Below are 19,426 nucleotides of genomic sequence, written 5' to 3'. Positions count from 1 at the left end.
AACCGGAACGAACGACATGGACAACATCTATTGGCATCAGGGGATGCTGCTGCAACCGCAACATTTTCAGTTGGCCGAACTGCATCAGCAGTTCCGCGTCGAGCCGTGGCTCGCGTCCGGCCCGCCGCATTTCTGGGGCGTCGGCGCGCTGTCGCTCGCGCAGGCCGCGATCGACCGCCGCGCGGTCGAGATCCGCTCGGCGCACCTGCTCTTTTCCGACCGCAGCTACGTCGAATATCCGGGCAACGCGGTCGTCGCCGCGCGCGCGTTCGATCCCGCGTGGCTCGACGACGGCCGCGCGCTCGTCGTGCACGTCGCGCTCAGGCGGCTCGCGCGCGGCGCGAACAACGTGACGGTGGCGTCCACGCCCGACGCGCTGCCCGACGCCGCGACGCGCTACGCGACGCTGCCGTGCGCCGACGAGGTCGGCGACCTCTATTCGAACCAGCCGGGCGCGCCGGTGCGCACGCTCAAGCATGTGCTGAAGATCGTGTTCGGGCACGAGCTCGACGCGCTCGCCGGGCACGAGACGATCCCGATTGCGCGGATCGTGCGCGACGGCGAGCGCCTGCGGCTCGACGACGATTTCGCGCCGCCGTGCTATGCGCTGACGGGCGCGCGCGCCTTGCTCGACCGGCTCCGCTGCATCCGCGACGAGCTCGCGGGCCGCGCGCGGCAGTTGCAGCAGTACAAGAATCCGCGCGAGATGCAGCGCGCCGAGTTCGACGCGAGCTACACGGCGTTCCTGCTCGCGCTGCGCTCGCTGAACCGTTTCGGCCCGCTGCTGTTCCATCTCGCCGAATGCGACCGGCTGCATCCGTGGACGGTCTACGGCGTGCTGCGCCAGCTCGTCGGCGAGCTGAGCGCGTTCTCCGAGCGCTTCGACATGCTCGGCGAGACACCCGACGCGCGCGGCGGCCTGCCGCCGTATGACCACCGCGATCTCGGCGGCTGCTTCTCGCGCGCGCACGCGCTGATCGGCCATCTGCTCGACGAAATCGCGGTCGGCCCCGACTGCGTCGCGACGTTCGAGCCCGACGGCGAGCGGCAGCCCGCGCAACGGTCCGCGCGACTGCCGCCCGACGTGTTCGCGGATCGCCATCTGATCTATGTCGCGATCCGCAGCGCGCACGATCCGGACACGCTCGCGCAACGCTTCCTGCTGGGCGGCCGGATCGCGGCGACCGACGAGATGCCGCAGCTCACCGCGCTCGCGCTGCCCGGCGTCGAGCTGACCCGCCTGCCCGGCGCGCCGCCGCGGCTGCCGCGCCGCGGCGACGCGCGCTACTTCCGGATCGAGCAGGCCGGCCGGCCGTGGGACGCGATCCGGCGCGACGGCCGCATCTCGCTGCGCTGGGCCGATGCGCCGGACGACCTGCACGCGGAACTCATCGCAGTGAGGCACGCATCATGAAGCTGTCCGATTCGATGATGCCGCTCGTCGCGTATGCGCGGCAGCTCGCGCAATCGCCGCGCGGCGACGCCGCCGAAGTCGCGCTGCGGCTCGACATCCTGATCGAGCGCGCGCGCGATCACGCGGCCTGCGCGGGCGCGCCCGAAGCCGATGTCGACGACGCGCTGTTCGCGGTGTGCGCGTGGATCGACGAGGCGCTGCTGAACAGCGGCTGGGACGATGCCGACCGCTGGACGCTGCGGCTGCTGCAGAAGCGCCACTTCGACACGTCGCACGCGGGCGTCGTGTTCTTCGAGCGCCTCGACGCGCTCGACGGCGCGCGCGCGAACGTGCTCGCGGTCTATCTGCTGTGCCTGCAGCTCGGTTTTCGCGGCCGCTACGGCTACGACGGCGGCAGCCGGCCGCTCGACGCGATCCGGCGGCGCGCGCTCGACGCGTTGTCGGCGCATGCGTCACTGCCCGCCGAAGGCGAGCCGCCGTTCCCCGCCGCATATCCGGACGACGGGTATCCGGACGACGGGTACCCGGACGACGCCGGACATCCGCGCGCCGCCGCGGCCAACGCGCGCACGCGCTGCCGCATCGCGCTCGCGGGCCTGAACGTCGGGCTGCCGCTCGCGATCCTGCTGTCGCTCTATTTGATCTATCACGTCGTCATCGTGCGAATGGTCGACTCGGTGTTCCCGAGGCTGCAATGAAGACGCTCGGCATGATGATCGCGCGGATCGTCGCGCTGCTCGCGCTCGCCGCGCTCAGTTGGGCGACCTCGCTCTACTTCGACTGGCCGCTGTGGAGCGCGCCCGCCGTGTTCTGCGCGGCGCTCGCCGGATGGCTGCTGGGTGCCATCGCGCGCCGCGCGCTGCGCGCCGTTCGCGCGCGCAGGCAGCTCGCGCGGCTCGACGCGGCCGAGCGCGCGCCCGCCGATCGCGACGCGCCGGAGCTGCGCGTCGCCGCGCGCTGGCGCGCGGCGCTCGACGCGCTCGAACGCGCCGCGCCCGCGCCGGGCCTGCGCGGCCGGCCGCGCGACGCGCTGCCCTGGTATCTCGTGATCGGCCGCACGGGCGCGGGCAAGACGACGGCGCTCGCGCGCGCGCGCATCGCGTCGCCGCTGCGGCGCGCGCGCCACGACGCGGCCATCGAGCCGACCGAGGACTGCGACTGGTGGTGCTTCGACGACGCGGTCGTGCTCGACCTCGCGGGCCGCTTCGCCGAGCCCGACGCGACCGACGGCGACCACCGCGCATGGAGCGCGCTCCTTGAGCAGCTCGGCCGCGCGCGTGCGCGCCGGGGCGTCAACGGCGTCGTCGTCGCGATCGACGCGCCGCGCCTCGTCGAAGCGGATCGCGACGCGCTGACGATCGACGGCTGCGCGGTCCGCGAGCGGCTCGAGCAACTGATCCGCCTGTTCGACCGGCGCTTTCCGGTCTACGTGCTCGTCACGCAATGCGACCGGCTCTACGGCTTCGACGAATGGGCCGCGCAGCTCGCGCCGGAACAACGCGATCGCGCGTTCGGCTATCTCGGCGATCACGACGCGGATGCGTTCGTCACACACGCGCTCGACAGCATCGACGCGCGGCTCGCCGCGCTGCGCGTCGCGCTGGCGGCGCGCGGCGAGCCGCCCTCGCCGCGCGCGCTGATGCTGCCGCACGAGCTCGCGCGCGTGCGGCCCGCGCTCGATGCGTTCGCGCGCGCGGCGTTCGGCCCGAACGTCTATCAGGAGACGCCGTATCTGCGCGGGCTGCTGTTCACGAGCGGCCGGCAGGCGGGCGGCGCGCCGTCGCTGACGCTGCCCGACTGGCTCGACGCCGCGCCGGCGCGCGCGCCCGGCGACGCGGGCCTGTTCCTGCACGACGTGTTCGCGCGCGTGCTGCCGGGCGAGCGCGACGCATGGCGGCCCGTCGAGCGGCCGAGCCGCTCGCGGCTGACGCCGGCGCGCGTCGCGCTGGCCGCATGGCTCTTCGCGTGCGTCGCGGCCGGGCTGCTGATGAGCGCGTCGTTCGTCGGCGACATGCGGACCGTCGAGCTGATCCGCCGCGACTATCCCGCGCATCCGCGCTTCACGGGCGAGCTCGCGCGCGATGCGGCGACGCTCGAGCGAATCGGCCGCGTGATCGCCGACGTCGAGCGGCGCGACGAGCGGCGGCTCGTGCGGCGGCTCGCGCCCCCGATCGCCGACGCGACGCCCGTCGGCCGGCTCGAAGCGGAACTCAAGCGCCGCTACGTCGCGCATTATCGGCGCTCGATCGAGCCCGCCGCCGATCGGCTGTTCTTCGGCGAGCCGGACGGCGCGAGCGACGCGCGCGCGGCTGACGACGGCGATGTCGCCGCGCGCATCCGCAATCTGGTCCGCTACGTGAACCTGATGCAGGCGCGCCTGCGCGGCGCGGATCGCGAGACGCTCGCGCGGATGCCCGCGCCGGCGGCCGTGCGCGCGCGGGATGACGACGGCGCAGGCGGCAAGCGGCGCACAAGCGGCACGAACGACGCAAGCGGCGCACGCGATCGCGGCGACGGGCTGCCGCCGCGCATCGGCGCGCTCGCCGTCGGCCGGATCGCGTGGAGCGCGCCCGGCGACAGCGCGCTCGCCGCACGGCTCGCGGCCGCTCAGGCGCAGCTCGAACGGCTCGCGTACCGCGACCCGGACGGCGCGTGGCTGCTCGCGCTGCCCGACGCAACGATGCCGCGCGACGTGACGCTCGCCGACTTCTGGCCGGCCGCCGCGCCACCCGCGCCACCCGCGCTGCCTGCCGCTCAACCCGCCGCGCTGCGCGACGTGCGCGTACCTGCCGCGCTGACGGCCGCGCATCGTCCGGCGATCGACGCGTTCCTCGACGAGATGGCGCAGGCGGTCGCGAACCGGCCGAAGTTCGCGCTCCATCGCGACGCATTCGATGCGTGGTATCGCGCGCGGCGCATCGACGCCTGGCGCGACTTCGTCGCGCGCTTCCCGCAGGGCGAGCAAGGGCTGACGACGCAAGCGCAATGGCGCACGGTGATCGACCGGATTCCCGATCGCCGCGATCCGTTCTCGGCGTTGCTCGCACGCGTCGATCGCGAATTCGAATCCGTGCGCGACGACGCGCTGCCGCCGTGGCTGCGCTTCGTCCGGACGGCGTCGCACATGCTCGCGCCCGCGCGATTGCCCGCGGCGAGCGGCGGCCTCGGCGCAACGCTCGGCTCGATCTCGCGCAGCGGCGGCCGCGCGCTGCGCGAGGCGCTCGGCGGCGCGCCCGCGCAAGGCCGGCTCACGCTCGAGCGCGACGCCGCATTGCGCAACGCGCTCGTCGACTACGAGCGGCGCGTCGCCGCGCTCGCCGCCGACGCGCTCGCGGGGCCCGGCGCCGCCTACCGGCTCGCGGCCGACTTCCACGGCTTCGGCGTCGATCCGTCGGTGGAAGCATCCGCGATGCGCGCAGCCGACGATGCGCTGCGCGACGTCAAGCGGCTCGCGGGCGGTCGCGACGTCGGCGGCGACGTCGTCTGGAGCCTCGTCGGCGGCCCGCTGCACGCGGTGATCGCGTATGTCGAGCGGCAGGCGTCGTGCGCGCTGCAAGACGACTGGGAGCGCGACGTGCTGTGGCCGCTCAGGCGCGCGGCGACGCACGACGACGCCAACGACCGGCTGTACGGCCCGCAAGGCGCGATCTGGGCGTTCGTCGACGGCCCGGCGAAGCCGTTCGTGCGCGTCGGCGCGGCGCGCGCGGCGGCGGCCGACACGCTCGGCTACCGGCTGCCGTTCACCGATGCGTTCCTGCCGCTCGTCGACGACGCGGCCGCCCGGCGCGTCGCGCAGGCGCGGCGCGAAGCCGAGCGGCGCGCGCAACAGCAGGCGGCGGCCGAGCTCGACGAGCGGATCGCGTCGCTCGGCAAGCAGATCGACGCGCTCAACGCGCAGACGGTGCGCATCGGGATCGTCGCGCAGCCGACCGACGTGAACCGCGAAGCGCAGGCCAAGCCGTTCGAGACCGTGCTGACGCTGCAATGCGCGCCGCAGGCGCGCACGCTGACGAACTACAACTTGCGCGTGTCCGAGCAGGTCGACTGGCAGCCCGATCGATGCGGCGACGCGACGCTGCGCATCGCGCTCGGCGGCGTTACGCTCGTGCGCCGGTACGCGGGGCCGCTCGGCGTCGCGCGCTTCGTCCAGGACTTCCGCTACGGCGTGCGGCGCTTCGCGCCCGGCGATTTTCCGGACGCGAAAACGCAGCTCGAACGCCTCGGCGTGCGCTACGTCGACGTGCGTTACGACTTCTCGGGACATGACGCGCTGCTCGCGCACGTCGAGCGGATCGACGCGCTCGAGCGCGAGCGCCGCGACGACATCGCGCGGCAGCGGCGCGCCGCGAGCCGGCAGGACGACGGGGCGGGCGCGGGCGGCTCCGCGGCGAACGTTGCACGCGCGTCGTCTGCGTCGAGCACACCGGGCGCGGTGGACGCCGCGCTGCCCCGCCGCATCGGCGCGTGCTGGGGCGACCCGGCTCGCGACGGGCCCGGCGGCGGCGGCGCGCGTCCGTGATCCGCTCGTCGCCCAGTCAAGCCGCCGAATCCACTGATGTTCACTTTCTGTTTCTGTTCACCTTCAGTCTTGCCATGATGAAACACACGTCGAACCCCCTCGACCATCCCGACGCGCAGCCTTCGGCTCGACGCGCCGCATCTGACTCGCCCCGCGATTCGTCCCGGCTTGCCCGTGGCATGCGATCCCCCCGGCGCGCCGGCACGGCGCTCGCGCTGGCCGTCGCCTCCCTCGCCGGATGCGGCGGCGGCGACGATTCGAACGAATCCGCTCCGCGCGCGTTCGCGCCGCCGACCGTGCAGCTCGCGTATCCGGCGCAGCCGAACGCGCCCGTCGCGCACGGACCCAGCGGACACGCGCCGCCGGCCGCGACGCCGGCCATCCCGCCCGCCGCTGCGCCCACCGCTGCGCCTGTCGCCACGCCCGCCGCTGCGCCCGGCGGCATATCCGCCGGCATCGCGCCAACACACGCGGCGTTGCGCCGCCCGACGATCGAGCTCGAATTCGATCGCGCGATCGCGCCGCGCTCAGCAGGACGCATCGCGCTACACGGCGAAGATCGCGCGAGCGTCGCCGTCGGCGCGTTGTCGTGGCTGAGCGATCGCCGGCTCGCGTTCAGGCCGCTCGCGCCGCTCAAGTCGAACAGCCGCTACGAGATCGTGGTGCCCGCCGGCATCGAGAGCGCGACGGGCGAACGGTCGGCCCATCCGCTGACGGCCAGCTTCGACACCGCGCCGACCACGCCGCCGCGCGGCCTGCGCAACCTCGGCGGCTCGTGCTTCATCAACACGGCGCTGCAGTTGGCCGTTCATTCGTCGGCGCTCGACGGCATCGTGTCGAACCAGGACGTCCCACCCGCCGTTCGCGCACTGCTCGAAGACTACGACGCCGCATCGGCCCAAGAGCTCGACGAGCAGTTGCAAGCCGCGGTCGCTGCGTTGCGCGCGACGACAAATATTCCGGACAGCGGGCCGGGATACCTGGCAGATGTGCTGATGGAACTGCGCATGCCGCTCAATGATGCGTTCGACGCATCCGACATACGCGACGCGCCTGCCGACGCCAAGGCGTTCAGGCTGAACAGCCTGTTCGACTTCGCGGCACTGCCGAACCACGACCGGCTCGTCGCGTTCGGCTACAACACGCGCGGCCACTATGTCGCCTATGTGAAGCGGGATGGAGTCTGGTATTGCATCGACGACGTGCAGGTGAGCGTGGTCAGTGAGCAGCAGTTGCGCGATTTGCCTGCATCGTACCGTCATTCGGAGTCCAACCCGGATCTTGTTGGCGTGGCGATCGAAGTCGCAATCTATCGATGAAATGCTGATGCACGCGCCGCGTCTGCGCCTTCCGCGAAGTCGGGCGGCGCGGCTTCACCGCCGCCTCCCCGCGCGGCGCGGCGCACCTCGCCCGGCGTCCTGCCGAAGCGCCGGCGAAACAGCTTGCCGAACGTCGACTGATCGGGAAAACCGCACGCATGCGCGATCTCGCCGATGCTGAGCGTGCATTCGGGCTGCTCGAGGTAGCGCAGGCTGCGGTTCAGGCGCGCGTCGCGCAGCGCCGCCTGCACCGTCTGCGATTCGTGGCGAAACAGGCGATAGAGCTGCGTGCGCGAGCAATGGATCGCGTCGGCGATCCGCTCGGGCGTGAGCGTCGGCAGATGCAGATGCTGGTCGATGTAGCGGTACGCGGCCTGCAGCCGGTCGGCGCGCGCGGGCGCGCCGCGCCGCATGCGCGCCGACAGTGCCGCCTGAAGCAGCGCGCGGCCCAGTTCGGCCGCGCGCGCGAGCACGCAATCGAGCTCGTCGGACGACAACCCCGGGCCACGATCGCCGATGAGCGCCAGCTCGGCCGCGAGAAACGGCGCGAGCCGCGCCGTCTGCAACGAAGCCGCGCTCGGCGACGCCTCCATCGCCGCCTGGCCGAGCGTGCGCCCCACCGACGCGCGCGGCAATCTGAGCGCGCTGAAACACGGCTCATCCCAGCGCACGCGCATCGGCCGGCCGCCGTCGAGCATGAACAGCTCGTTCGCGCGAAAGCGCGCATCCGGCAAGCCTGGCGCCTCGACCGTGCACTCGCCTGCGTGCAGCGCGCAGATCGTCACGTGCGCGTCGGCCGCCGCGGCGCTCAGCCATGTTTCGCTGATCCGCGCGTCGAGCGACGCGCCGCGGAAACGAACGAACCGGCCGCGCTCGCGCCGGCAGAGAAAGCCGTGCCCGTGAAACGCGCGCGCCTGCTCCGCGCGCACGTCCTCGCACTGGAACACGTGCGCGCTCCAGAACGACGTTGCGCGCGCGAGCGGCATGTCGTCGGTCGAAAAGAACTGCAGCAGCGTGCCGCTGCCGGGCGCATGCATCTTCGCCATCGTGAAGGCCGGTGAAATGTGCGACTGAAAGAGCGTCTGCCCGAGTGCGCATCGCGCGCATCATGCGTTGCGCGATGCGCAACGCATCGGTGGCCGGCGCCCGCCCGACGCAAGCCGGCGCTCCGGACGCGCGGCGCGGGCGCCGCGCGCGCTCACGGCGCCGGACGCCGCAGCCGCGTAGGCAAGACCTTGAACTTGCGATCCTCGGGCCGATCGCCGATGTGCCGGACGACCAACGCGTCGAGTTTTCTCAGCGCGCGCCGGTCGAAATACAGGCCGCGGTGCGCGACGTACTTGACTGCTTCGGCCATCTTGCCGAACAGCCCCTTCCTGTCGATCTTTTCGCTGACCTCACGAACGTTCGCGGCGATCCGGTTTTGCTTCGCGAGCAGCACCGGGGTGCTGACCGCACTGTGGAAGCGGATCGCCTTGAGCACGTCCATCCGGATCGCCTTGATCTCGCTTCTCATCGTCCGGCCGTCGCGTTCGCTCGCGACGCCGCATACGCGCCGGCCATCGCCAGTGCGTCGCGCCTGCCGTTCGACCGCGTCATGTCGATGATTCCATTGCGCGGCGATCATTCCATTCAGCTTCATGATGTCTTTCCTGTCGTGAACATTAGCGAGCGTTCATTTTCCGGCACGCTTCGGCGCGGTACTTTCACGAACCGCTCGCCGCCGCGCGCGATCGGGCGCTTGCCCGCGCGGGCCGCGCTACATGGCGGGCGCGCACGCGTTCGCGTATCCATATCGATACGCCCAGTGGATCACATTCGCGACGTTGCGCGCGCCGAGCTTCTGCATCAGCCGCTGCCGATGGCAATCCACCGTCTTCGGACTGATGTTCAGCAGCGATGCGATCTCGCGATTGCGCATCCCGTCGGCAATCAGCTTCAGCACCTGCTTCTCGCGCCGCGTGAGCTCGTCGACGGGAGACGGAGGCGTGCGGCCGCCGGCCGCCGACGCGATCCTTGCCTCGTCGAGCGACGGGTCGATGTGGACGCGCCCCGCCATCACGCGCCGGACCGCCTGCACGATGCCGTCCGGGCTGCACCACTTCAGCAGATAGCCCGACGCGCCGAGGCGGATCGCATCCGCCGCGCGCGCCTCCGATCCGAGCGCGGTGAAGACGACGAACCGCACGTCCGGATGCGCGCGCAGGATCTCGCTCATCGCCGGCAGCGGATCGTCGCCCGGCAGCATCACGTCCATCAGCACGAGATCCGGGCGGTCGCGCCCGCACCGGTCGCTCGCCTCGGCCATGTCGGCCGCCCCGCCCACGTCGATCCCCGCATACGCCTTGCCGAGCACGACCTCGATGCCATCGCGCACGATCGGATGGCTGTCGACGACGAGCACCCTTTCACACTTTCTCTCTACGACCATAATCGATTCTTTGTTGCTCCAGAGCATCCTCTCCCGCGCGCCCGCTCACGTGACGCGTCGCCCGAACGGCGCGCAGCCCTTCCCGCCACGCCCAGCCGCGCCCTTGAACGTAGCGCGCGCGCATCACCGGAAAATTTCAGATCCGTTTCATTCGCTCATTCGTTCGTCGTCCGGCGACCGCGGCGGCGCGTCAACGGACATCGCGCATCACAACCGGACACGGTCCGCTCCGCGTCGATTCAGCCGCGCAACGCGCGGGCCGCGCGCGAATCCGCCGGACGGTCCCGCGCGCCGGCGTCGTAGATGCCCACCTGCTCGAACGCGCCGATCAGGCTTTCGAGACGCGACGCGAACGCCTCGAATGCGTCGACGAATTCGCGCGCGCCGAGATTCGCCGTCGCGATGCGCTCGATCAGCATCACGGCTGCCGTGTCGCCGTCGAAGCCGAGACCGCCGCCGCCCGCCTCCGCCAAGTCGAGATTGATGGCGAGCATCCGCCTCCAGAGTTCCGCCGGCGCATGCGCCGGAAATTCGCCGACCATTCCATACAGCACGAGCGCATCGGGCCGTTCGCGAATCGAGATCATCAGTTGCGCGTCGAGCAGCAGGAAACACTGCCCGTTCTCGTCGAAATCGAGCGGCATGCCCGCCGCTTCGCCCAGCGCATTCAACCATTCGGTATGCGTATTCATCGTTCGGGTGCTCCGTCTGAAGTCTGAATCATGGGATTCGAATCGGCGTCGATCGCGATCGACATGAACGCCTCGATCTGCCCGATCATCGCGTGCGCGGCCAGTATTCGCAGCGCGCCCCGATCGTCCTGCGGCGGCGCGCCCAGATGCCGGCCGAGCGTTTCGACGAACACGCGCGCCTTGCGCGTCAGCGCCGCGACATCGTCGCGAGCCGACGGCGCGCAGCGCTTCATCGCATCGGCGAGATCCGCGTCCGCGCGATCGCGATGCTTGCCGGATCGCGCGGCAGACAGCTCGGCGAAGTACGCGCCGATCCGTTCGACTTCGCGCGCGTGATCGCCGAGCCGCGCTTGCCGCGGCGCGTGCGCGGCGCGGCCGGCCGATGTCGCGCCGGCCGTCGAAAACGCGCGCCACGCCTGCTGCACCGATGCGCTGCCGCCCAGCCGATCGCAGCAGCGCGCGACGTCCGCGCGCTGCTGGTTCAGCGTGTCGATCCTCGACTGCACGGCCTGCGCGTATGCATGCGCGCGATTCGGGTCCTCGGAGACCCATGCGGCTGCATACGGCACGAAGTGCTCGGCGCCGCCGGAGCGCAGCACGCGCAGCGCGATCGACGCGCAGTTTTCCTCCGTGCTGATCATCTGGTATCTGAGCTCGCCCGTCGCCGCCGCTTCCTTCACGGTTCGCGCATCGCGCAACATCGCCGCTTCGTTCAGCCCGAACAGCACGAACGTGTCCCGGCCGGCCGCGTCGCGCTTGTCGCGGTTGAATCCGATCGCGGGGAAGTACACCTTGCGCGCGCTCAGCCCCCATTGCCGCTCCTTATCCAGTTTCTGCCCCGCTCTCGGGAAAAAACGCGCGGCGCGAAGCTCCGCGTCGCCAAGAGGATCGTAGGCTTCCTTCTGGATCTTTCCTCTCGCGATCTCGCCTCGCCACAGATTGCGCACGGTTTCCGCACCGATTTCCGATCGCTTGTCCCGGCGATATCCGTTCAGCGCTTCCGCTTCGACACGCCCGAATCCCTTACCATCGAAAGGTTCGAGCGGCCACCAACTGACGTGCTCGTAGACATGCCGGCCTGCATCGGCGTCCGCCTGATTCTTGATCGTCAGCGACGCGTGTCCCGGATGATCGAGACCTCGGCATTCCCACGACCGAAACACGATCTGGCGCGCCAGCGGTTTCGCATCGCCCGTGCCGTGAAAATGTTCGGCGATCGACACCATGTTGCGCACGAGCCGCCGATCGAGCGGCGCGCCGTCGCGCCGTGCGCCGTAGTCGAACGCGGCCCTGGCGCCTTCCGCGCCATATCGCTTCGACAGCGCGAGCACGAACACCTCGAGCGCGCGGCGGTTTTCAGTGCGGGCCTGCTCGGCATAGCGCCGCACCGCGTCGCAATGCTTGAGCAGCGGGACGTGCGCGAGGAACGCGAACAGCCGCTCCTTCATGCCCAGCCTCGCGACCGACGCGGTTGGCCCGCGCCCGCCGTCGCCGACCACGACGCGCGCGCCGGATCGTGCGCTTGCGACGAATGCATCGACATTGATCATCAAGTCCTCCCTTCGCTACGAGACATTCCGATACGGCGCGGCAGCCGCGCTGGCCGCCGCGCATGGCCGTCGAACGGAGCGTCGCCCCGGCGCACGCCAACGCGTTGGTCGGACGGCACGTCAATCCCGCTCGACATCGAAATCGATGCTGAAGACATTCGTCCGGCGTCGCTTTCAGATTCCGCTCAGTCAGCGCGCACACGTCGGTTCGTCGCGGAAACGGACGCGCACGCACGCCGCCGCAAATGAGCAATTTATGGAATCGGACGAGGCGACCCGCTCCATAAAATCGAATCGATCCGGACATCCGCTTTGCGCATGCGCCTTCGTCGAACGAAACGCGGCGCGGAAGCGGACGTGCGGATTCCGTTTCCACTCAACCGAGAGCACGACATGACTTACAACCCGAGAATCGGCGGATTCACGCACGTCAGAAAGGCGTCGTTCGACGTTCACGTCAAGCGCTGCGAATCGCGGCCGCGCACGTCGTTCGCACAGCAGATCAAGCGCATCTTCAACAAGATCGGCGAGACGCTCGGGCAGTTGTTCCGCCGCAGCGCGCCGGACTGCGCGCCCGGGCGGGTCAAGCTGCAGGGCGTTCGCTACGTCGGCAGCCATCGCCCCGCCGGCGACCCGAAACAGGCGATCCGGCATTTCGTCGACGAGGCGGTCAAGCAGGTCGCCCACGCGCGCACCCCTGAAATCCGGCAAGACGCGAAGTTCGGCCGGCAGGTCTACGAAGCAACGCTCTGCGCGATCTTCAGCGAAGCGAAGGACCGGTTCTGCATGGACCCGGCCACGCGCGCGGGCAACGCGCGGCCGGCGTTCGTCAAGGCGCTCGGCGAAGCGGCGTGCGCAACCGGGCTGCCCGGCGCCGACAAGCAAGGCGTGTTCACGCCGAGCGGCGCCGGCACGAATCCGCTTTACGCCGAAATCCGGCAGCGCGCCGATACGCTGATGGGCGCCGAGCTGGCCGCGCGCCCGGAGTATCGCGAGCTTCAGCCGTATGCGCGGCAACAGGCGATCGACCTCGTCGCGAGCGCGTTGCCGGCCGAGCGTTCAGACGCGCTCGCCCGCTTCCGGCAGACGGTGCAGACGCTCGATGCCACGTACCGCCGAGCGGCGGAAGAGGCGTCGAGCGATGCGAAGGGGACAACGGACGCGCCGGGCGCCGCGTGACGATGTAGCGTGGTCCGGATCGTCCGGCGGGCCCGCCTGGATGATCCGGATCGCGGAGTTCGGCCAGTTCGCAGCATCCGCGGAATTCGATGGATTCGATGGATTCGGCCGACTCGGGAGCCGCAATCGATTCGCCGGCCCCGGCTCGATTCATGGCCCGGGCCGGCCCGCGTTTCAGCGCTCGATCGATCGCGGCTCGATCGCCATTCGATCACGGCCCATTCGTCGAATATCCGTCGGGCATCGGGCGATGCGCGACACCGCGGAGCGAGTCGCACGCCGACGCGGCACGCATCGGATTCCTGATCGCCAGCCGCCATCGAAGCGGCGACGCACGCTCATGGCGGCGCGGGCACCCGCCGCCGCCGCAATCTCACTGCACCGACGCTTCCTCGATGACGAGCCCCGGCTCACGCGCCGGCATCGCGCGCGCCACGTCCCGCTGCGCCGTCGCTTTTCTTGCCCAGGGCCGCGCGACATAGACGTCGTGAACCGCGCGCGCATAGCGGTCGCTCAAGCCCGGCGTGCGAGAGTGATACGCGCCGACCGCGCGCCACGTGTCGCCGTATTGATCGATCTGCCGGCGCAGCAGCGCCGCGCCCACACGTGCGTTGACCGACGCGTCGTACAGACGGCGAAGGTCGATTCCCTGATCGCGCAGCGCCGGCAAATGCACCGAATTGATCTGCATCAGGCCGATGTCGGTCGAGCCGTCGTCGTTGCGATGCAGCGCGCGCGGATTCAGCCCCGACTCGTAATACGCGATCGAGCGCAGCAGATCGGCGTTGACGCGGTAGCGCCGCGCGGCGTCGTCGATGCAGTCCGCATGCGCGACGCCGCCCGCCCACACGATGCCGACCGCGAACGCCGCAGCCACGCGTGCGACGCGTGCGCGCATGCGCGCCGCCGCGGATCGGCGCGCGCTCATGTCCGGCTCGCGCCGTCCGGCTGCGCGGCCGCGCCGAGCAGCGCGGCGACGTCGGCAACCGTCGCGACGTCGGCAAGCCGCGCGCGATCGAGCCGGATGTTCCAGCGCTCGTCGAGCTCCATCGCGAGTTCGATCAATTCGAGCGAATCCATCGCCAGATCGTCGAGCAGCCGCTGCTCCGGCGCTATCCGCGCTTCCGGCACGCCCAGCATGCCGGCCAGCAGCGCCGCCGCCGCCGCGAGCGCGGCGGCGTCGTTCGGGCGCGAGCCGGCCGTCATCGCTTCGCGCCCTTGTCGATCGAATCGGCCCAGCCGACGCGCGTCGCGCCTTCGGTCGTCACGATTCGGCTGGCCGGCTCGACGGGCGGATACGTCCTCGCCGGACGCGAGCCCGCGTCCGGCTTCGCGTTCGGCTTCGGCAAGCCTGCGCCGGGCCGCGATGCGCGCCGGGCAGCCGCATCGGCCACATCAGCCGGCGCGGACCGCGCCGACGACAATGCATCGTCGTCGACGAGCGGATAAAGGCCCGCGCGCTCCAACTGCGCACGGTTCATCTGCCGCGGATCGGCGCGGCGCGGCGCGAGCGCGGACGGACGCGGCCAGGGGCCGCCGTCGGACGCGGCGATCGATGCGTCGCTCGACGTGACGCGCGATGCGACGGTAGGGGCGGCCGGCGTCGAAGCCGTCGCGAACGAAGATGACGATGAAGACGAAAGCGCGGGCGCGGATGCGGACATGGACGCGGACACATTGCGCCGCGAACCGGCAAACGGGTCGATCCGGCTGAAGCCTTCCGTCGACCGGAGCGGCGCGTCGCCGCCTGCGCGGACCCACTTGCCGCTTGCCGGATCGCGAGACCACGAACCGGTCGCGGGCGGCATGCCCGGCGCGGAATCGCCGGTACCGCCGCTACGCGCGTCCGCAGCATCCGCGGCATCCGCCGCGCGTTCGTCAATGGGCTGCCCGCCCGAACGCCCATTCGAGTCATTCGACCGGGCGACTCGCGCACCGTCCGCGTCACGGCCCGCGCCTTGCGCGCGCACGTCCGCGATGCGCGGCTCCGCTGAGCCCGTCGCCCCGCCATGCAACGCACCGGCAGCGCCTGCTCCGGGCGTCACGCGCGTGCCGACGCGACTGAACGGATCGATCCGCGTCGCGCCTTCGGTGGTCCTGACGACCGGATCGGCCCGGTCCATTCGCCACTTGCCGTCGTCGCCGCGCCGCCACGCGCCCGTCGGCGGCGCGTCGGCGCCGACGCCCCGGTCAACGGTCGCCGGCGGCGGCATCCGCCGATCGACGGACGGCGCGCTCGCCACCGGCGCCGGCGCATCGCCGCGCGCGTCGGCCGGCGGCGAGCCCGGCGCGCCGTTCGACGCCCGCGCGAACGGCACCGGCGCTTTCACGACGGTCGCGCGAGCGCGCGCGGGACCGTTCGCATCATCGGCCGGACGCTGCGCGCGCGGCGGATCGCTGGCGTCCATCCGCGTCAGCAGCGCGCCGATCATCCTGCCGAGATCGCCGACGAGTTTCTCGAGCCCGTCGAGGTTTACGTTCACGTTGTTTTCGTTATGGTTGTTGACGACGACCGGCGCGACCGATTGCGGCGTCGCGTCCGGCGCGGGCCCGCCGTGCGGGGCCGTCGGCGCGCCGCCCGGATCAGCGCCCGGATCGGCGCCCGGCCGCTTCAGCGCAACGTCGTTCAGCAACTGATCAGTACGCCCGAGCAGATCGAGCGCGGTGCCGACCATGTCGACGAGATTCGTCGCGTGGCGCGCGCCGAGCGCGAAGCGCTGCGCGGCGTCGGCCATCCTGAGCTGCGCGTCGCCGCCGTGCCGGTTCACCATCCCGTTCGTGCGCACGTGCCCGTCCATCCGGCCGCCGAGCCGCTCGGACACGAGCGCGCCCGCCGCCGCGTCGCCGCGCTCGCGCGCACGGCCGAACATCGCGCTCGCGACGCCATCGGCCCTCAGTAACGCGCCGACGCGCTCGCAGAGCTTCCGGTAGTCCTTGTTGCCCTCGACGCACAGATCGCGCGACGCCGAGCCGTTCCTCGCGCCCGCTCGCGCGGCGGCCGCGAGGAACGATGCGAGCGCGTCGCCGATTCCGGCGAACGTCGTCGCATGGCTCGCGTCGTCGACCGTCAGGTGCAGCGCGTGCACCGTCATCGCGAGATGGTCGAGCGCACGGCGATCGTGGCCGCCCAGTTGCGCGACGAGCGTCGTCAGCGCGCCGCGACGCTCGCCCGCGAGTTCGCCCAGATACGCACGCGCCTGTTCGAGCGACGTCGCGCCGTGCGGCTGGCCGGCCGTAGCGGCCGTCGCGCGCGGGTCGTCCTCGGGCGGCTGCATCGCGCACGACGACACGGTGTCGAGGCGCTGCCGGAACGATTCACGTAGCGCGGACGCGCTGCGATCGTTCTCGACGCCGCGCCGCGTGCCTATGACTGGCAACGTATGCCGGCGCGCGCTCGCCACGCGCGCCACGTCGGCCGGGAAGCCGCCGCGCCCGGACGAACGCGGAGCGCCGCCGGCGACCGCGGCCGGCGTGCTGTTGAGGGACGAAGATCGGTGAATGGACGGCGGCATGACGAATTTTTTTCCTCTTGTCGGTTGCTTCGGATCGGGGCAGGACCCGCGCGAGCGCGCGCCGTCGCCGCAATCGCGGCAGCGAGCGCGACGGCACGGGCGCGCGGCCTCGTTCAGATCTGCAGATAGCTTTTCGCGGTGTCCGTCAGCGTCGAGATCGCGCCGCTCAGCACCTTGACGAGATTGTCGAAGTTCGAGTTCTGGTGCGAGTATTTCTCGACGAGCGTCTGGACGTCGTTCTGGATGTTGTCCTTCTGGCCGGAGAACGCGGTGTTCCACGCCTGGTAGCGCGCGGTGTCCCAGGTCACGTCGCCGCTGTCCGGCAGCGAATCGCGCATCTTGATCAGCTTGTCCGGATTGATCGTCACGACGCCCGAATCGCTGATCGTCACCGCGTCGCCGAGCTCCTTGCGCCAGCGGGCGATGTCCGCGCCTTTCGGCAACTGCATCGTCGGCAGGTGATCGATGACGTCCTGCAGCAGCTCGCGGATCGCATGGCCGTCGATCTTCATGTTCTTGTCGTCTTTCGCCGAGATGTAATCCTGCAGCTTGCTCATCACGTCGGCGACGCTCTGGAAATACTTCGTCAGCCCCTCGACGATCGTCGCGTACGCATCGACGTCCGACTTGCCCTGGGCGATCACGTCGATGAGCCCCTGAAGGATCGGGTCCGGCTCGATGCCGCCGTCGCTGCCCGCGGCGTCGAGCGTGCCGCCCAGGTGCCCGGTTTCCCATCGTTCGAGCAGGTTGCGCTGCGCGAGCGCGTGGCTGCGCACCGCGACGCGCGCGTCGTCGAACACCGTGAGGTCCGCGCGGCGGCCTTCGACGAGGCGGCCGTCGACCAGATCGGGCAGCCGGGCCGACGCGAATTCGTCGATCGCCGCGCCGAGCTTGTGCTCCGGCGCGCGGCGATCGACGCCCGCCGCGCGCAGATTGTCGCCGGTCATCGCCCGCGCGCCGGCATCGGCGGGCATCGTCTTCGCGAGCGCCGCGACCGCTTGCCAATCGCGCGCGGCCAGCGCGCGCCCCATGTCGGCCTGGATGTTCATCGTGTTTCACCTCCTTGCTATCGGATTCATCGAGGGCGCGCGCGATGCGCGGCGCCCGCCTTCACTCGATCAGGAATTCGTCCCGGTTGCGGCCGCGAATCCATTTCGGCTCGATGCCGCGCCCGCTCCAGGTCGCACCCGTCGCCGGATCGCGGTACTTCGGCCTGACCGCCTCGCGCTTGCGCTCGCCCGGTTTCTTTCGGTGTCCGAACACGTCGTATGCCGTCAGACCGTACTCGCGCACCTTCGCGCGCACGTCGTCGATCGCGGCCTGCAATTCGGCCTGCCGCGCCGCTTCGGCCTGCGCGCTCAACGCCTCGGCCCGGGCCTTCAGTTCCTTGTATGTCGCCATGCGCTCAACCATCGGAATTCCGATTCTGGAGACGGATGCCGGCGCAGGCTTTCACAAAAACGCCATCGCCCGCCCCCGAAACGCGACGGCGCGCGGCGGGCGACGCCCCCCGCGTCCGCCGCGGCGCGAACCGTCAGGTCCGCAGATTGCCGGCTACCTGCGCGGCCACCGCGTTGTCGTTCGCGACCTGGCTCTTCGCCGCGTCGATCGCCTTCTGCGCGGCTTCGCGGCCGCGGTGCGCGGCTTCGTCGCGCGCGCTCGCCGCCGCCATCGCCGTCTGCTGCGCGCTCTCGTCCTCTTTCTGCTCCGCGCGATCCGCGCCCTGCTGCTGCGCCGACGCGCCGTCGATCTGGTTCCTGCCGATCTGGCCGCCCGACTGGATCAGGTCGCCCTTCATCTGCTGGCGGCTCGCCTTCACGAGGTTCTGTTCGTGGCGCATGCCGTGCATGTCGATCCGGTGCTGCCGCGCGGGCGCCTCCTGCGCGAGCACGCTCGCGTGCTCGTCGCTCATCCGCTCGCCGCCCGGGTCGATCTCGTGGCGCGCGGCCTCCCCGGTGTCGCGCTTGACCTTCACGTGCGACACCGCGTCGTTCTGCAACACCGGCTTGTTGACGCCGCGCAGTTCGAGCGCCTGCTCGGCGTGGAACTGCTTGAGCTCCGCCTGCGGCTTCATCTCCTTTTCGATCGACATCGACTTCGTGCTCAAGCCCTTCATCTGCTGCACCGCGCCGCCGAGCGAGGTCGCCGCCTGCAGCGCGCCGCCCGCGATCGCGGCCGTCATCTGCGCGGCGCCGATGCTGCGATCCTGCGCGGCCGCGCTCATCATCGCGTCGTGCGCGAGCGTCGTGAGCTTGCCCTGCATCACGAGATCCGACTGCACGTTCTTCTGCATCGCGATGCCGAGCGCGAGCATCGCGTCGAACGCCTTGTCCTCGGCGAACGAGAAGCGCTGCGGCTCGTTCGCCGTCGCGCGCGGCGCATCGTCGCCGACGCGCTTCGCGCCTTCGCCGCCCGCCTTCGCATCGGCGGGCGGCGCGTGGCGCTGAACGAGCGCGTCGAGCATGTTCCTCACGGCGGGCATCTGGCTCGCGGCGAGCCGCTTGTGCTCGCGCTCCATTCCCGAGACCGTCCTCCGGTCCGTCGCGCGCGTCTGCGCGGCGGGTTTCGGCTGGGCGAGCTCAACGCGCGGCTCGCCCGGCCCCGCGTCGCGCTGCTGCGACACGCGCTCGCCGACGGCGGCCGCGAGCGCCGCGTCCGCGCGCGCGACCGCGCGGCCGTCATCGCGAACCGCCTTCTCGCCCTGCCCGGGCAGCCCCGCGTCGGCGAGCCGGGACAGCTCCGGGTTGCTGATGTTGATGCCGCTGCTTTGCACACCGATTGACATACGCACCTCTTCGACTTCGAAAACA

16 protein-coding genes are annotated in these 19,426 nt (G+C 71.1%); 5 read left to right on the top strand and 11 right to left on the bottom strand.

Annotated elements, in window-relative coordinates; genetic code table 11:
- Positions 1-16 precede the first annotated feature (16 nt).
- The 4 genes from tssK (at position 17) to WS92_RS06945 (ending at position 7,252) form a co-directional block, all read left to right on the top strand.
- Positions 17-1,414 (top strand): type VI secretion system baseplate subunit TssK, encoded by a 1,398-nt coding sequence (gene tssK, locus WS92_RS06960; protein ID WP_059930409.1) that lies wholly within the window; start codon positions 17-19, stop codon positions 1,412-1,414.
- On the top strand, positions 1,411-2,112 hold the full coding sequence (locus tag WS92_RS06955) for a DotU family type IV/VI secretion system protein (protein WP_059930408.1): 702 nt from the start codon (positions 1,411-1,413) through the stop codon (positions 2,110-2,112). The genes tssK and WS92_RS06955 overlap by 4 nt, the downstream gene beginning before the upstream one ends.
- Entirely contained in the window at positions 2,109-5,933 is a 3,825-nt protein-coding gene (locus tag WS92_RS06950) for a type VI secretion protein IcmF/TssM N-terminal domain-containing protein (protein ID WP_197420758.1), read from the top strand. Before WS92_RS06955 ends, WS92_RS06950 begins: the two co-directional genes overlap by 4 nt.
- A gap of 179 nt (positions 5,934-6,112) precedes the next feature.
- Positions 6,113-7,252, top strand: a complete 1,140-nt coding sequence (locus WS92_RS06945; protein ID WP_059930407.1) for an Ig-like domain-containing domain — start codon at positions 6,113-6,115, stop codon at positions 7,250-7,252.
- On the opposite strand, the gene WS92_RS06940 is transcribed toward WS92_RS06945, so the two are convergent.
- From WS92_RS06940 to bopA, 5 genes are all read right to left on the bottom strand, one after another.
- Positions 7,243-8,298 carry an AraC family transcriptional regulator gene (locus WS92_RS06940; protein ID WP_059930406.1) on the bottom strand — a complete coding sequence of 352 codons (1,056 nt, stop codon included), beginning with the start codon at positions 8,296-8,298 and terminating at the stop codon, positions 7,243-7,245. The genes WS92_RS06945 and WS92_RS06940 overlap by 10 nt on opposite strands.
- 152 nt (positions 8,299-8,450) lie before the next feature.
- Positions 8,451-8,894: a hypothetical protein gene (locus WS92_RS06935; protein ID WP_059930405.1), complete on the bottom strand. Its 444-nt coding sequence runs from the start codon at positions 8,892-8,894 to the stop codon at positions 8,451-8,453.
- 117 nt (positions 8,895-9,011) lie between these two features.
- A complete protein-coding gene (gene bprB / locus WS92_RS06930; RefSeq protein ID WP_082743592.1) occupies positions 9,012-9,683 on the bottom strand; it encodes a two-component system response regulator BprB in 672 nt (223 codons plus the stop codon).
- Between the two features lie 239 nt (positions 9,684-9,922).
- Positions 9,923-10,375, bottom strand: a complete 453-nt coding sequence (gene sicP, locus WS92_RS06925) for a chaperone SicP (protein WP_006028886.1) — start codon at positions 10,373-10,375, stop codon at positions 9,923-9,925.
- Positions 10,372-11,925 carry an autophagy evasion T3SS effector BopA gene (bopA, locus tag WS92_RS06920; protein WP_059930403.1) on the bottom strand — a complete coding sequence of 518 codons (1,554 nt, stop codon included), beginning with the start codon at positions 11,923-11,925 and terminating at the stop codon, positions 10,372-10,374. Before bopA ends, sicP begins: the two co-directional genes overlap by 4 nt.
- 393 nt (positions 11,926-12,318) lie before the next feature.
- Here bopA and WS92_RS06915 point away from each other — a divergent pair, with 393 nt between their 5' ends.
- Positions 12,319-13,104, top strand: a complete 786-nt coding sequence (locus WS92_RS06915; protein ID WP_059930448.1) for a type III secretion protein BopE — start codon at positions 12,319-12,321, stop codon at positions 13,102-13,104.
- Between the two features lie 373 nt (positions 13,105-13,477).
- Here the strand turns inward: WS92_RS06915 and WS92_RS06910 are convergent, their stop codons facing one another.
- From WS92_RS06910 to WS92_RS06885, 6 genes are all read right to left on the bottom strand, one after another.
- Entirely contained in the window at positions 13,478-14,032 is a 555-nt protein-coding gene (locus WS92_RS06910) for a lytic transglycosylase domain-containing protein (RefSeq protein WP_015602564.1), read from the bottom strand.
- The gene (gene bapB / locus WS92_RS06905) at positions 14,029-14,310 is read right to left on the bottom strand and encodes a T3SS-associated acyl carrier protein BapB (protein ID WP_006028890.1); all 282 of its coding nucleotides are present in this window, start codon (positions 14,308-14,310) and stop codon (positions 14,029-14,031) included. The genes WS92_RS06910 and bapB overlap by 4 nt, the downstream gene beginning before the upstream one ends.
- Positions 14,307-16,616 (bottom strand): hypothetical protein, encoded by a 2,310-nt coding sequence (locus WS92_RS06900; RefSeq protein ID WP_059930401.1) that lies wholly within the window; start codon positions 16,614-16,616, stop codon positions 14,307-14,309. The genes bapB and WS92_RS06900 overlap by 4 nt, the downstream gene beginning before the upstream one ends.
- A gap of 113 nt (positions 16,617-16,729) precedes the next feature.
- On the bottom strand, positions 16,730-17,665 hold the full coding sequence (gene sctA, locus WS92_RS06895; protein WP_059930400.1) for a type III secretion system needle tip protein SctA: 936 nt from the start codon (positions 17,663-17,665) through the stop codon (positions 16,730-16,732).
- Between the two features lie 61 nt (positions 17,666-17,726).
- On the bottom strand, positions 17,727-18,017 hold the full coding sequence (gene bprA, locus WS92_RS06890) for a T3SS protein BprA (protein WP_009915432.1): 291 nt from the start codon (positions 18,015-18,017) through the stop codon (positions 17,727-17,729).
- Between the two features lie 133 nt (positions 18,018-18,150).
- Positions 18,151-19,401, bottom strand: coding sequence for an IpaC/SipC family type III secretion system effector (locus WS92_RS06885; protein ID WP_059930398.1), 1,251 nt, complete (start codon positions 19,399-19,401; stop codon positions 18,151-18,153).
- Positions 19,402-19,426: the final 25 nt, after the last annotated feature.

It is taken from the genome of Burkholderia sp. MSMB1588 (assembly GCF_001546925.1).
Lineage (GTDB): Bacteria > Pseudomonadota > Gammaproteobacteria > Burkholderiales > Burkholderiaceae > Burkholderia > Burkholderia humptydooensis.
Note: the sequence above shows the minus strand (reverse complement) of the source record. Positions and strands in the feature narration are given on the sequence as shown.